This is a genomic window from Clostridium mobile (genome assembly GCF_018918285.1).
In the GTDB taxonomy this organism is placed as follows: Bacteria; Bacillota; Clostridia; order Clostridiales; family Clostridiaceae; genus Clostridium_AW; species Clostridium_AW mobile.
The window spans coordinates 622,408-636,533 of the sequence record NZ_JAHLQF010000002.1 but is presented as its reverse complement, the minus strand read 5'-3'; the positions used below and the strand labels follow the sequence as shown (position 1 = coordinate 636,533).

14 protein-coding genes are annotated in these 14,126 nt (G+C 29.9%); all 14 read right to left on the bottom strand.

Annotation, left to right across the window (positions count from 1 at the left end; genetic code table 11):
- Positions 1 to 101: 101 nt before the first annotated feature.
- A complete protein-coding gene (locus tag KQI86_RS09205; RefSeq protein WP_216438978.1) occupies positions 102 to 917 on the bottom strand; it encodes an alpha/beta fold hydrolase in 816 nt (271 codons plus the stop codon).
- A gap of 36 nt (positions 918 to 953) precedes the next feature.
- Positions 954 to 1,571, bottom strand: coding sequence for a TetR/AcrR family transcriptional regulator (locus KQI86_RS09200; protein WP_216438977.1), 618 nt, complete (start codon positions 1,569 to 1,571; stop codon positions 954 to 956).
- Positions 1,572 to 1,785: 214 nt separating this feature from the next.
- Positions 1,786 to 2,451, bottom strand: coding sequence for an HD domain-containing protein (locus KQI86_RS09195; protein ID WP_216438976.1), 666 nt, complete (start codon positions 2,449 to 2,451; stop codon positions 1,786 to 1,788).
- 32 nt (positions 2,452 to 2,483) lie between these two features.
- On the bottom strand, positions 2,484 to 3,308 hold the full coding sequence (locus tag KQI86_RS09190) for a glycosyltransferase family 8 protein (protein WP_216438975.1): 825 nt from the start codon (positions 3,306 to 3,308) through the stop codon (positions 2,484 to 2,486).
- Positions 3,309 to 3,361: 53 nt separating this feature from the next.
- Positions 3,362 to 3,748: a GtrA family protein gene (locus KQI86_RS09185; RefSeq protein WP_246582731.1), complete on the bottom strand. Its 387-nt coding sequence runs from the start codon at positions 3,746 to 3,748 to the stop codon at positions 3,362 to 3,364.
- Between the two features lie 181 nt (positions 3,749 to 3,929).
- Positions 3,930 to 6,572, bottom strand: coding sequence for an ABC transporter permease (locus KQI86_RS09180; RefSeq protein WP_246582730.1), 2,643 nt, complete (start codon positions 6,570 to 6,572; stop codon positions 3,930 to 3,932).
- Between the two features lie 8 nt (positions 6,573 to 6,580).
- Entirely contained in the window at positions 6,581 to 7,261 is a 681-nt protein-coding gene (locus tag KQI86_RS09175; RefSeq protein WP_216438973.1) for an ABC transporter ATP-binding protein, read from the bottom strand.
- A gap of 69 nt (positions 7,262 to 7,330) precedes the next feature.
- A complete protein-coding gene (locus KQI86_RS09170; protein ID WP_216438972.1) occupies positions 7,331 to 8,074 on the bottom strand; it encodes an ABC transporter permease in 744 nt (247 codons plus the stop codon).
- The gene (locus tag KQI86_RS09165) at positions 8,067 to 8,981 is read right to left on the bottom strand and encodes an ABC transporter ATP-binding protein (protein WP_216438971.1); all 915 of its coding nucleotides are present in this window, start codon (positions 8,979 to 8,981) and stop codon (positions 8,067 to 8,069) included. Before KQI86_RS09165 ends, KQI86_RS09170 begins: the two co-directional genes overlap by 8 nt.
- Positions 8,982 to 9,078: 97 nt before the next feature.
- Positions 9,079 to 9,990, bottom strand: a complete 912-nt coding sequence (locus KQI86_RS09160) for a sensor histidine kinase (protein WP_216438970.1) — start codon at positions 9,988 to 9,990, stop codon at positions 9,079 to 9,081.
- Positions 9,987 to 10,694 (bottom strand): response regulator transcription factor, encoded by a 708-nt coding sequence (locus tag KQI86_RS09155; RefSeq protein ID WP_216438969.1) that lies wholly within the window; start codon positions 10,692 to 10,694, stop codon positions 9,987 to 9,989. Before KQI86_RS09155 ends, KQI86_RS09160 begins: the two co-directional genes overlap by 4 nt.
- Before the next feature lie 206 nt (positions 10,695 to 10,900).
- The gene (locus KQI86_RS09150) at positions 10,901 to 12,811 is read right to left on the bottom strand and encodes an ABC transporter permease (RefSeq protein ID WP_216438968.1); all 1,911 of its coding nucleotides are present in this window, start codon (positions 12,809 to 12,811) and stop codon (positions 10,901 to 10,903) included.
- Entirely contained in the window at positions 12,798 to 13,556 is a 759-nt protein-coding gene (locus tag KQI86_RS09145) for an ABC transporter ATP-binding protein (RefSeq protein WP_216438967.1), read from the bottom strand. The genes KQI86_RS09150 and KQI86_RS09145 overlap by 14 nt, the downstream gene beginning before the upstream one ends.
- A gap of 55 nt (positions 13,557 to 13,611) precedes the next feature.
- Positions 13,612 to 14,016 carry a hypothetical protein gene (locus KQI86_RS09140; RefSeq protein WP_216438966.1) on the bottom strand — a complete coding sequence of 135 codons (405 nt, stop codon included), beginning with the start codon at positions 14,014 to 14,016 and terminating at the stop codon, positions 13,612 to 13,614.
- Positions 14,017 to 14,126 lie beyond the last annotated feature (110 nt).

The window sequence follows — 14,126 nt, the reverse complement described above, 5'->3', positions numbered from 1 at the left end:
TTTAAGTATCCTCTTAAAGACATTAAATAGCCCACATCCAATTAAGATGTGGGCTGAAAAACACAATATATTATACTTACTAGCAATAACTCAAAATTACTCTAGGGAGCTCGTTTATTAGAATAAAGTAATTTATTTTTAACCAAAAACTCATTTACGGTGTTATTAAATAATTCTGATTTACATAGATTGCTAGGATCAAATGAATCTTCAAATATTTCTAACTTTTCATGAGGAATTTCATCTATTATACTTTTCATAAATTCAACTCCCATTTTAGTATGATCTCCCACAATACCTAATACTGGTACATTCACGTTTTGAAGAACATGTCTATAATCAATACTATTTATCTCCAATCTTTGTTTTACGGTCTCCCATGTCCTCATTTCTAAAATTATTTTTCCCATCTCTTCTCCTACTAATTTTCCCCAGCGTTTTTCATAATATTTTCTCAGCTCTTTAGATAAGAATTTTTTAGGTAAATAATAGGCTAAAATATTATATGAGTTTACTTTATTGAAAAATTCTTTAATACTTTTAGGATGTGTATGGGTAAAACTATCCACTATCACCATACCCATTACCTTTTCAGGAAATAAAGAATAAAATTTTTGTGTTAATACGCCTCCGTAAGAAACCCCTATGAATACTGCTTTCTTAACATTTAGCTGATTCATTAAATCCGCTACATCCTTTGATTGAGTTTCGAGTCCTTTTTTAATTGGCGCATTTAACTCTCCAGATTTTCCTGTACCTCTCAAATCTAAAACAATAGTTTTATACTCTTTAGAAAAAAAATCAACCTGTGGCTTATACATTGTATGAGTTGCTCCTAGTCCAGGTATAAATATCAAAGGAGTTCCTTCTCCTTTGATCTCGTAGTATATTTTCGTTTTGTTAACACTGGCTATCATTCTTTCCCCTCCCCATAAAGTTCACTAGAGGCACACCTATTCATAAATACCTTTTTTTAAAATATTAAAATACACCTCTAGCCTTGGCATAATATCCTGTAAATTATTCATTTCATTAGAAGTTGACAACCTTACCTCTTCATTAAAGCCCTCTAAAACCCATTGTACTACCTTCATTATTTCTTCTAGTGTGAATTCTTTACGAATCTGATTTGTATTTATTTTACTAATCATTTCTGCATAAATTATCTGCTGTTTTTCTTCATAGTCTTTTAAAATCTTACTGTATATAGGATGCTCAGGATGTTTTCTAATCCATTGAAAAAAATTTAAAAGATAAGGCTCCTTTGTTAGCACGTGTATTTCCTTAAGAGCAAAAAATTTAAGTGCATCAAAAAAATCTTCTGGAATATCACTTCCCTCAATATCTATCCTACTGATTACTTTCTCTACAACTTTTTCTGATATATATATAAATAAATTTTCTTTATTTGAAAAGTATTTAAACAATACTCCTTTTGAAATTCCAGCACTATTAATTATTCGATTAGTAGACGCTCCATCATATCCATAAGTAGAAAATTCTTTAATACAAGCATTAATAATTTCTTCCTGTTTATCAATAGGTAATGCTAAAAAATTTTTTAACACCATTTCCCTCTCCTTTCATGACCATGTGGTCACAACTTTATTATAATATGTACTATTTGATATTGTCAACGAGGAAAACTCTTTTCTCATCAATACATTTATCTTTCTCACGTTAATATAAAAAATGCGTTAGTTCAAGATATTGGTTCTCTCTACTAACGCATATATATATTTACATTATAAAGTTAATTCTTTATAGTCTATTAAGTTTTGATACTTATAGTAACTTCGTGCCATTTATAACCAATTCAAACTTAGCCCCTAAAAAATCTGCTGCCTTTCTGCACATCATCATACGATTTAAAAATATCTCAAAATACTCCATTAGAGAAGAAATAGTAATGTCAATCTTCATCTCCAATAAAACAATTCTTTTTTCACTATCAACTTTAACCTTTGCATCCTCAACTGCATAGTTTACGCGATCGTGAATGTCAAAAGTAGCAAAATCTCTGTTTCTTACTCTGCTTCTTCTAACATCAGTTTTATCCGCTAATATCAATGCTGCTGACACCGTATTTACAGGCTGACCTGTACCTTCATCGTGATTTCCAATGGCAGAAACTATTGTAGCGATTTCTTCAGGAGGCATTTCCATCCTTGTTAAAATATTAAAGGCTAATATAGCACCTGTTTGAGCATGATCAATTCTATTAATCATGTTACCAATGTCATGAATATATCCAGCTATTTTCCCAAGCTCTCTTTCTCTTTCGCCATATCCTAAATCAGCCAATATACTAGCTGCAGTATAAGAAACCCTTCCTGCATGAACAAAGGAATGCTCAGTGAATCCCAAGACTCCAAGCAATTCATCGCCTTTTTCAATATAGGTTTGAAATTCTTTATTCTTTTTTATATCTTCAAAAGTTATATGTTTCATATATATCTCCTTATTAACATTCATATATAAATCTATATATTATCTCCATATACCATTTCATCATATTCTTTATAAAATATACCTAGCTCTCCAACGTAGTTATCCTTCCAAGGCTTATTTCTTCCACAGTAATGGATAATAACACTATTTTCCCTTACCCACTGTACATTTATTCTTTTATCAAAATTTTTAGGCTTTATATTATATAGTTTTAAGTATCTATCACTAAGGTTATAAATAAGAGAATCTACAATTTTAGTTTTCCCTCCATATAATCCACTTAAAACATCTTGGTCAGGAAGCAATAAAAGATTTTTATTCTTTTCAATATAGTCAAAAACGCTGACTATATCCTGCTTCTCTCTAAGGAGTTTTAAATTCATTAGCATCACACCTGAGTTAATGTAATGAGCATCCTTTTCCATATCTAGACGAAACTCATTTAACTTTCGCATCCCCTTCTCAACGTGAGAAGCAGCAATATAATAATTGTCTTCAAAATCCATATAATAAAGTTCTTCAAGAGAATTAATAACAACCAAATCTGGATCTAGATACAAAATTCTATCTAAATTCTTTGGAAGAAATTGCGCCGCAAATATTCTAAAATACATTTCTCTTGGATAACGTTTAGTAACAGGCGCATCTGTTAGCACTTCATCCGTAACTTTTACAGATATAATTTTACATCTTTCTTTATCTAAATGTGATTCTATATTATTAAAATCCTCCTCTGTTAATTCTTTATGAGCAATATATACATTAAGGTTCACATCAGGATTAGATTTTAATATAGAGTAAATCATAATAATCAATTGCTTAATATAATTAGAGTCTAATGTAACAAGAATATTCATAAATGCTCCTTTCTTTTTGTGTAATTTTCTTATAAAACATAAATATATAAAATTTATTTCTTAAATATATAAAATTTATTTATAAAAAAACTTCCTATTCCAGTACTTATAGATGCAGTTAGAGCCGATATATTAGCCCAAAGCACCTGAGATATTCCTAAAATATTTTTATTAGACATTATAGATAATATTATTGCGTTTAACATAGCGGCTATACCCATAACAGATGTAAATTTCAAATAAGACCCTTCACCCTTAAAGGTATATTTTTTATTCCAATGGTATCCATTGATGGAATAAGCGATAAAAGATATTGCTTTGAACAAAATATTAATACATCCCTTATATATGCCAGTTATCTTCCAAAGGATATTTAATATTGTAAAATCTATGATTACATTGGATCCACCTATCAATGCATATAATGTTAATTGTTTCATAATCATCACCTAACCAAATTATATACTAAAATTATCATTTATTCCAACTATAATTCTTTGCTATTATCTTCATATAATGTTTTTCTTAATATAAAATTGAAAGTATTAAGTAATAACAAAAACCGGTAGATGATGGATTTAATTCCTATCAAGTTACCGGCTTTTACAACAGACTCTAGTATTATACTATTTCGTCTTTGATTGCTTCTACTACATTACTTTTTTTAACGGATGTTGAAGAAACCCCATACGCCAAAAATATAGATACAATTATAAGGGTAGCATAGGTTAAAATTGGTCCAGCTGGAAAAACAGATATAAACTCAGACCATGTGACTGGCGTTAATCTTAACATAAACCAACAAATAAATAATACTATTGGGATACTAACAATAATCGGTGTTAATGCGAAGAACAAACCTTCTAGCATCAACATTTTATTTAATCCCTTTGGTGTTAATCCTATTGACCGAAGCATAGCAAATTCTCTTCTGCGTAGTCTAAGATTATTGGAAATGGTAGAAAAAGCATTAAAAATACCAATTAACCCAATCAATAAGGCTACAGCAAAAACACTAATACCTACGGCTTTTTGAACCAGTTCTTCACGATTCTTGTCTTCCAATAGAGTCCATATACTAAAATCATCGGATCCAAGATAAGAACTACAAATCTGTGTTAGTTTTTCCTTCACACGCGGACTAGCCTCATCACCGACTAATAAATCAATTGACATAATACTGTATTCACGCATACGCTCTGGTATAAAATTACTAACTATTTGCTCATAAGTTTTCATAGGAATTATAAAGTCTAAGCTGTATCCACCCCCTCTTAGGTCACCAGGAGAAATCTCTGTAACATGGCCCACTTGAACATTAAATTTATAATTTGTATTCATATAATTTTCTGCTTTTTCATATAAAACTAGCTGATCTCCTTCTTTTATATTCAATAATGGTATTTTTTGCACAACTTTTGAATTATCTGGCATATGATATGTGCTATCTAACAATACTCCTGTTGTCACACCATCTTGATAATATGCCTCAGCATCAGTACCAATTTCTTCACAATACTTTTCAAATGATTTATCGCTTAATCCAACTAAATTTACTATAATTCTATGCTTTCCATCTTCATTCAACACATTATATTTTAGTGTGTTTATCTTATCAAACCCTCCAGATTCAGCAAAAACATCTGACTCCTGTTCTGATGTTACATAGGTTGAGGTACGTACCTGTCTTCTAATGGTACTCTCCCTAACTTCAGGCAGGGAAATAACTTCATTTATCATCTCATCACTTGGTTCATCAATAATATCTAGATTAACCTCCATATCATGTTTAGGTATTTCATTCTTAGAATTAGCTAAATTGTAGATGGCTATAATGTTAATATACCCCGTTACTAAGATAAAACACATTGAAAGGGATAGGATAGCCGTACGTAAAGTCCTTTTGTTAGCTGAAAATTGTGCGCTTGCTAGTTCACCTTCTATGCCAAATATTTTTTTGTTTTTTAAGTGGAATTTTTGTTTTTTAAATTTTACTCTAGCACTATTCTTGCTATTCTGACGTATCCCATCAATAGCTGATACTTTCGCCACTTTTCTTGCTGGAATATATGCTGAAACTAAAACGGTAATCAATGAGATGATGATAGAAAAAACAACTACTACCCATGAAAAGGAAACATATATATTCCTATAATCTTCTATAGCAATAAGAATTTCATTAACTTTAGAAAACACCATATGACTAAATAGATATCCTATCATGATACCAATTGGCAATTGAATAATCCAGAGCAAAAGTCCTTCATAGAGAACAGAATACCTAATTTGCCTTGGAGTTGCTCCTAAACTTTTTAGAATACTTAGCTCCTTAATCCTGCTGTTAGCAGATAAAGAAAATGCATTATAGATAATAAGAATAAATGCCCCCATAACTAATAAAATCATTGTTATTACCATTACTAGTAGTATAATGAGTTGAATGTTTGTATCACTTTTATCGCTAATCCCATATAGATTTAATAGATGGGTATTATACTTAACTCCATACTGTCCATATTCATCTTTAGTTAATCCCGTAGATTTTGCAATCTGCGGTAATGTTTCATAGATTTTACGAGGTTTCACCATACGCATATAAACCGTAAGTTCATCTTCAGGTTGAATTTGTGAAGTATCCAAGTATCCCATGGCCATATATCCGGGGTATGCAGAAGTACTAGAAATATCTAATTCTCCAACTATGGTATATGTCTTAGTTCCTGTTGTCTCAAAAGTCTCGCCTAATTGTTTTGATTGTTTGGCAGATTGAGTTGGAATTAGTTTACTATCCAACATACGATTACCTATGGGAAGAGTGAACTTATCACCAATTTTATAGGAAGGATTCTCCAAGAAGAATAATTTTGCCACAACAATTTCTCCAGGCTCTTTAGGCAGTCTACCTTTCGTAAGAGTATTTTTCAAACCCATGTCCGACCAAAAATTTGTATCTGCATCTCTCATTAATAGATAGGGGCGTTTTGTATTGGAAAGTTTAGCAGTAACCCACGTTCCTTTAATCATGGTGGTTTCAACTTCAGGATTTTCTGTGACATATTTTAATTTATCACCAGATATATCGTGCCATAATTCTCCATGCCAATAACCTGTCTTTTCAATTGTTGAGGTTACTTTTGCTTCCCATCTAGAATGTAGAAGTATACCTAGTGAACATAACAATGCGGAAGCAATTGTAATAGCAATCAGTATAGAAACTGTATGCCTTTTATTCTTTTTCACATGATTAAATGTATATTCGGTCATAATTTTCATCACTTAATCACCTCATCTGACACAATTCTGCCATCATCAATTGTAATCACTCTATCTGCTGATAATGCAATTTTTTCGTCATGGGTAATCAATATAATGGTCTGATTGTACTCTTTATTTGAAAGCTTTAACATCTCAAGAGTGGCTTCTGAATTTCTTCTGTCAAGATTTCCAGTAGGTTCATCTGCTAGAATAATAGACGGTTTATAAATTAATGATCGTCCTATAGCAACCCTTTGTTGCTGACCTCCTGAAAGTTGATTTGGTAGATGATTAAGCCTTTCCTTTAAACCAAGCATTTTTACAATCTCATCAAACTGTTCTTTTTTAGGTTTTACACCATCTAACAGCATAGGTAATAATATATTTTTTTCTACATTTAATGTTGGAATAAGATTGTAAAACTGATAGATTAGTCCCACTTTTCGTCGACGAAATAAAGCTAAATTAGTTTCATCCATTGATGAAATATCAGTGCCTTCAATATATATTTTTCCTTTTGTAGGTCGATCCACTCCCCCTAACATATGCAGGAGTGTAGATTTTCCTGATCCACTTGATCCAATTATTGAAACAAATTGTCCTTTTCTTATTCTCAAATTTAAATTATCCAATGCAGTGACCTTTGTATCACCCATTCCATAAGTTTTTGTAAGATTTTCAGTTCTTAATATTTCCAAAGTATTCTCCCCTTTCTTTATTAGTTCATACTTTCAAAAAGTTGATGATTTTACTGTGTATTTTTTATACTATCTAGCAATATCACTTTTTTTATAATAAATTATACAAAGTGCAGAGGTTATTATAAAAAACATTACTGCAATTATTATAGAATGACTATTTATAACTATCTTCATATCATTTCTAATAGCTGACAGGATAGGCATAACTGGATAAGATAGAGGAAAATATGTATTATCTTTCCCAAACCTTTCTATAGCAAAAACGGCTATAGTCCCTATAATGCTATAAATCATTGGTACTATTGAATTTCTACTTACGCTTGCTATAAGTATTCCTAAAGGTGCTATAGCAAATTGAAATAACATGGAGTAGCCGTATATTTTTATACTTAATATTAAAAAGTCCTTTTCTAAAGGTCCATGATCTATAATAATCCCTGTAATAAGAATTGTTATAAATTGCAACGCATATACGAAAGCAATGCAGCCAAACACAGTTATTAATTTACATATAAAAATTTTAGTTTTACTTAATGGATATGAATATGCAGTATATTCAACCTTTTCTGCAAACTCTCTAGAATAAATATAAGAAGCTACCAAAGTAAAAACTATTAATCCTGCAATTAAGAATGTCATAAGTTGTGTATTTATCATATATATATCCCACTGTAATATATGTCCTCTACGCCTTAAATATATTTCCACCATCAGCATGAGTAGTGGCTCAATTACTGCTCCTATTATTAATGCAAAAATAATAGGGGATCTTTTTAACTTTAGAAATTCGCAATAAACCCCATTATACATCGCTGTCTCCTCCTGTTAATCTTATGAAGTAATCCTCCAAATTGTCTATAGTTACATATATCTCATCGACTTTTACATCGCTGGATACTAAGGTTTTATTTATGTTCCACCCTTCACTTAACTTCTCGTATACTCTTATTAACCCATCTTCCCATATTACATAGTCATTTATTCCAAGCTTTTCTTCCAGTATAAATGAAGCTTTTTTATCATTGTCCACTTTCAATTGAATATAATGTCTATTCCTCTGTTGGAGTTCATCATACCTTATCTCTTCAAGAAGCCTTCCTTTGTGTATTATGCCTATTTTTGTAGCTAAAAGCTGTATTTCACTTAATATATGGCTGGAGATAAGCATTGTTATTCCATACTGTTTATTTAAATTTATAATAAGTTCCCTTATCTCTCTTATTCCAATGGGGTCTAGTCCATTTGTTGGCTCATCTAATATTAAAAATTCAGGATGATGCAAAAGCGCCCTTGCAATTCCTAACCTCTGTTTCATTCCTAAGGAGAAATGCTTAACTTTTTTTCCTCTTATATTTTTAAGCCCAACCATTTCTAAAGCTTTATTTATACTATCCTTTCCTGCAAATCCCATCATTCTCCTATGTATCTCTAAATTTTCTTCCCCTGTAAGATTTAAATAAAAACCTGGATAATCTATTAAGGAGCCTATTCTTCCATGATACTTGTCATCTAATACTTTACTTCCAAATATCTCTATTTCCCCACTGGTAACCTTTGAAAGTCCCATAATCATTTTTATAGTTGTGGTTTTTCCTGCTCCATTTTTCCCAAGAAACCCATAAATGTCTCCCCTGGCTACATTTATATTTAACTTATCTACTACATTTACATTTTTGTAGGTTTTAGTTAAATCATAAGTTCTAAGTAATTGTTCCACAAAATCACCTCTCCTAAAATTTTCAAACTAAAAAGAACTATGCTATAAGTATAGAGCATAGTCCTTACACAACCTTTACATATTTCTTACATGTTTCTTAACTGGTAGGTAGAGTAAATATAAATTCAGTTTTTTTATAAGGAGTGCTTTTTACAGTTATAGTTCCATTCTGCATTTCTATAAGCTTTTTAACTATAGTAAGTCCTAAGCCACTTCCTTGAAAACTTTTATTTCTAGACTTTTCTAATGTATATAATCTTTCAAATATTAATGATAAGTCTTCCTTTGGTATCCCTTTACCTTCATCCCATACAGTTACTTCTACATTTTCTTTATTACATTTTAAATTAATGCCTATATTTTTTCCTTCATATCCATATTTAATGGCATTAGATATAAGATTATTTAAAATTCTCTCCACCGCTTCCTTGTCTCCCATGGCATACACATCTTTTGGCGGTAAATTTATCACAGGTTCTATTTCCTTATTGCTGAAATCATTATAAAGTAAAATTATATTTTGCCTTATAACTTCTGATAAATTAATTTTTTTAATATCAAGGTTAGTATCCTTTGAGTCCAACTTAGACAAGCGAAAAAATTCATTCATTAAATTTCTTAAATTATTTCCCTTGCTTTCAATTATGTCTATGTATTCTTCCTTTTGTTCTTCACTTAAATTTTTATTATCCTTTATAAATTCTATATATCCCAATAGAGATGTAAGTGGTGTTCTCAAATCATGAGATATATTTGATATCATCTTTTTTCTTTCCTCTTCATATTCTTTGTTTAACTTCATTGTATTTTGAAATTTATCTACTACATAATTTATATTTTCTATTAAATCATTTAGATATTTATTTCCATTTTGCATTCTTACTCTTTGATTATAATTTCCTTGTCCAATATTTTTTATTATCTGAGAAATACTATATATCTTCTTATTCAAATTTATAATAATCATCACTAAAATTATTATTATACCTATTAATATTTTCTCACTCATTCTACATCACCTAATTTATACCCAATCCCCCATACTGTCAGTATATATTCAGGTTTATTTGGATTGTTTTCTATTTTATTTCTAAGCCTTCTTATATGAACCATTACAGTATTGTCATCTCCCATATAGTCTTCATTCCATACACTTTCAAATATCTGCATCTTTGTAAATACCCTCTTGGGATTTGTAAAAAACAATTTTAGCAATTCAAACTCTTTTGCAGTAAGTACTATCCTTTCTCCCTCTTTATAAGCACAATAATCATTAAAATCTAGGGTTATATTTCCTTTTTTAAGTGTACTCACTTCTTCCTGATTTTTGTGAAAACTAATATATCTTCTAAGGTTGGATTTTACTCTAGCTACCAACTCTCCTACAAAGAAAGGTTTTACTATGTAATCATCAGCTCCAAATCCAAGGCCTGTTATTCTGTCACACTCTTCTCCTTTAGCAGATAATATGATGATTGGAATTACACTTTCCTCTCTTATTTTTTTCATAATCTCCATACCATCCACATAAGGGAGCATTATATCTAAAATTGCAATACTGAAATTCATAGATTTATATTTTGCAAAGCCATCCATTCCATCAAAGGCTTGTACTACATTAAATCCCTCTTTATTTAATGCAGCTTTTATTAAATTGTTTATCTCTTTATCATCTTCAACCACCAATATATTTATATTACCGAAATCTTCCACAATATCACATCCTCATTTATATTATATCCATATAGCAATACTTATCAATATTATATAGGGACAGTTATCAATAAATTTAGAGATTAAAATATCAGTATTTCAGATAAGACCTATATTATTGGTTTATTATCTGAAATACTGATATTATTACTTTCTATGCTTCATATGCTTCATATATTTTATATACTTTATTTACTCTATCCACTTCAGGAAATAACTTTTTTGAATACAGCTTTTTTATATTTTGAATTCACCATAATATATCCTGAAATTTGAATAATAAGGAAAATCAACGAGCATAATAACGCAACGGTAAAATATGATTTTATTACATTGCCCCAAAACCATGTTCCAGCGAAAAGCAAGGTTATAGCCAGTAAAAATGGAACAAACATAAGAATAAAAATCTGTGTTGATATAATATTTGAAAGCTCTCTCTTCGAAAGTCCAATTTTTACAATGCCTTTAAATTTTACACATTCTTTTTCAAGTTCTGTAAAAAGTTTAAAATAAATCATACTGGATGCCGCTATTACAAAAATTACACTTATAAAAAAACCTACATAAAACATAAGATTTTTAGAATTTTTTTCTGTTTCATAAAGGTTTTGGGCGCTAAAAAATCCAAACTTATATTCATTATCACCTTTTATATTTGACATTAAATGCTCTGTAGTCTCTCCTTCTTCTTTCCAATTATCAATATTGAATCCATAAACCTTTATAGTATCAAAACCTTCTTTTTTATCAAAGCTGGCTGCTATTTCATCCTTTAGTACATTTATTTTGCTAAAATACCCCTCTGGTGTTACATTTTCCTTACTTACTCCCAATACCTTTAGAGTAACCCCCTGTTTTTCTAAAACATTCTGTATGTGCTCATTTATGTTGTGGCTTGCCATAGTTTTAGATGAGCCACTTACTATATATATTTCATTGCTCTTCAATGAAATTGGAGTACCACCAATAGCTTTTATAGCATTATTGTATTCACTTTCAGACATTATAGTAGCACTTCTATCAGTTTCCTCTTTATACCTTACTGTAAATGCGTATTCTTTATAACCACTTTTATCCTTTATATTATCTCTAATGAATTTTATATGCTGCTTTTCATAGTTATTATTGCTAAGTGAAACATAAGTATAGCTATAAGGATAGTTCTCTTTTGTAGCTCTTTCTACATCTGCATTTGCAGCATAAAGCATAACAATTGAGTAAAAAGCTCCTGTAAATAAAATTGTGACAAGGTACATTATTTTTACATTAGAACGAAGCTTTGCTTTAATATCAGCAATTATAATCATATTTGTTCTACGGAGATATAATCTTTTCTTCTTTACAATTGCTATTATTAAAATTGGCAACTGTGTATATAAAATATATAGTAAAGCTAAAATAGCTGCAAACATTGACATAGTGCCTATAGTTGAATCTATAAAATTCTTTAATAAGGTGATCTTATTATAAAAATTAAATATAAACACAAAGCCTATAATTATTAATAATCCAATTATTATAACTAAGGGCGAAGACACCATGTCTTTTTCATCTCTTTTATCTGCCTTCAACATATTTATAACCTTATTTTTACGAATAAAAATAGGAGAAATAAGTGAAATAATAAAAAATAATATAAAAAACATTACAAAGGTTAAAACTATAGCTTTAATTGGCATATACATAGCAAATCCTTCGATCATCATTATCTTTTTACCAATCATTAAAAATAAAGGTGAAAACACAATTCCAAATATGATTGCTGTTATTATTGCCGCAATAGCAATAACCATATTTTCTTTAAATATCATCCTATTTAACTGTTTTTTTGATGCCCCCATTATTATAAAAAGCCCTAAAGTTTTTTCACGGGATTTCATAAAAGCTCTTATTGAATACGAAATAAACATAAATGAAAAGATATAAATCATGATACTTCCTACCATCATTGCCATTGAAAGAGCAGAACCATTTTGTATAATATTTAAATCTGGATGAAACATTGAAACTGAAAAGCAAAAGAATATAAAAATCGAAAATACACTGCTTAAAAAATAAGCAAAATACGTCCATTTATCTCTCAATACATTATTTAATGCAAGTTTATTTAGTGTCATCTCTGCCACCCCCTAGGAAACTTAGCATATCAATAATCTTTCCATAAAACTCACTTTTACTGTCTCCTGAGTGAATTTCGTTATATAGTTTTCCGTCTTTAATAAAAATTACTCTACTGCAAAAGCTGGCCACATAGGCATCATGAGTAACCATGAGAATAGTAGTGTTAAGGGTCTTATTAATTGAAACAAAAAGTTCCATTACATCTTTAACAGCCTTAGAATCAAGATTACCCGTTGGCTCATCTGCCAGCAAAAGAGATGGCTCATGAATTATTGCTCTAGCGATTGCCACTCTTTGTGCCTGACCACCTGATATTTCAAAGGTACGTTTTTCTAACAAACCTTCGATTCCTAACAATTCACTTACACTTTTCACCCTCTGTTTCATAACCCTTTTGGAAACACTATCTAGAGTTAGGGGTAAAATAATATTCTCCTCTACTGTTAAGGTATTTACTAAATTAAAATCTTGAAAGACAAATCCTAGCTCTTGTCTTCTAAATTTTGCAAGGTTATCATCCTTTAGTTCATGTGGCTTTTTATTATTTATTATAATTTCTCCTCCTGTAGGAGAATCAATTGTAGATACACAGTTTAAAAAAGTAGTTTTCCCACTTCCTGAAGGCCCCATGATAGCGACAAACTCTCCCTCTTCCATATTAAAACTTATACCATTTAATGCAGTATAATTTATTTTCCCACTATAGATTTTTTCAATATTTTTTACTTCTAATATGCTCATGTATATCAATTCTCCCTTAATCTTTCACATTTTATTACTTAATTTATCTTTTTCATTACTCCTTCAAATTTGCATAAACTATATGGTCATCTTTTAAAGTTTTAAGTCCAAATTTAACTATTTTTTTACTTTCCACATCATAGATTAAGTTGAACTCAATTATATCCGATGGCTTACCATTAAAATGACCAATCATATAAACATTTTTTACCCCATCAAGGGATTTAATATCCTCATACTCATCTTCTTTTACTTCTCTTGCAAAAGAAATATCAAAATCCTTTGTATTTAATTTCTTACCAAAATATTTTCCGCTATTTTCTTCAGCTATAGTGATTAAATTAGACTGTAATTTTTCCACTTCCCTATCCTTTAAATTAGACTTACCACATCCTGATACTATTGTAATTATGGCAAAACATAATATTAAACTGCTTAAAACTTTATTTATTTTCTTCATAATGCGAAGACCTCCTTTGTTTTCTTTGATATTTTAATACTACTTTAAAGGCCTAGTTTGAACAATTCATTAATATTTCACTTTTATTACATTTTTGTAATGAAGTGATT

Bases quoted from the DNA above. Each gene is read 5' to 3' on its own strand.
- KQI86_RS09205 (WP_216438978.1), bottom strand. From the start codon at position 917: ATGATAGCCAGTGTTAACAAAACGAAAATATACTACGAGATCAAAGGA.
- KQI86_RS09200 (WP_216438977.1), bottom strand. From the start codon at position 1,571: ATGGTGTTAAAAAATTTTTTAGCATTACCTATTGATAAACAGGAAGAA.
- KQI86_RS09195 (WP_216438976.1), bottom strand. From the start codon at position 2,451: ATGAAACATATAACTTTTGAAGATATAAAAAAGAATAAAGAATTTCAA.
- KQI86_RS09190 (WP_216438975.1), bottom strand. From the start codon at position 3,308: ATGAATATTCTTGTTACATTAGACTCTAATTATATTAAGCAATTGATT.
- KQI86_RS09185 (WP_246582731.1), bottom strand. From the start codon at position 3,748: ATGAAACAATTAACATTATATGCATTGATAGGTGGATCCAATGTAATC.
- KQI86_RS09180 (WP_246582730.1), bottom strand. From the start codon at position 6,572: ATGACCGAATATACATTTAATCATGTGAAAAAGAATAAAAGGCATACA.
- KQI86_RS09170 (WP_216438972.1), bottom strand. From the start codon at position 8,074: ATGTATAATGGGGTTTATTGCGAATTTCTAAAGTTAAAAAGATCCCCT.
- KQI86_RS09160 (WP_216438970.1), bottom strand. From the start codon at position 9,990: ATGAGTGAGAAAATATTAATAGGTATAATAATAATTTTAGTGATGATT.
- KQI86_RS09150 (WP_216438968.1), bottom strand. From the start codon at position 12,811: ATGACACTAAATAAACTTGCATTAAATAATGTATTGAGAGATAAATGG.
- KQI86_RS09145 (WP_216438967.1), bottom strand. From the start codon at position 13,556: ATGAGCATATTAGAAGTAAAAAATATTGAAAAAATCTATAGTGGGAAA.
- KQI86_RS09140 (WP_216438966.1), bottom strand. From the start codon at position 14,016: ATGAAGAAAATAAATAAAGTTTTAAGCAGTTTAATATTATGTTTTGCC.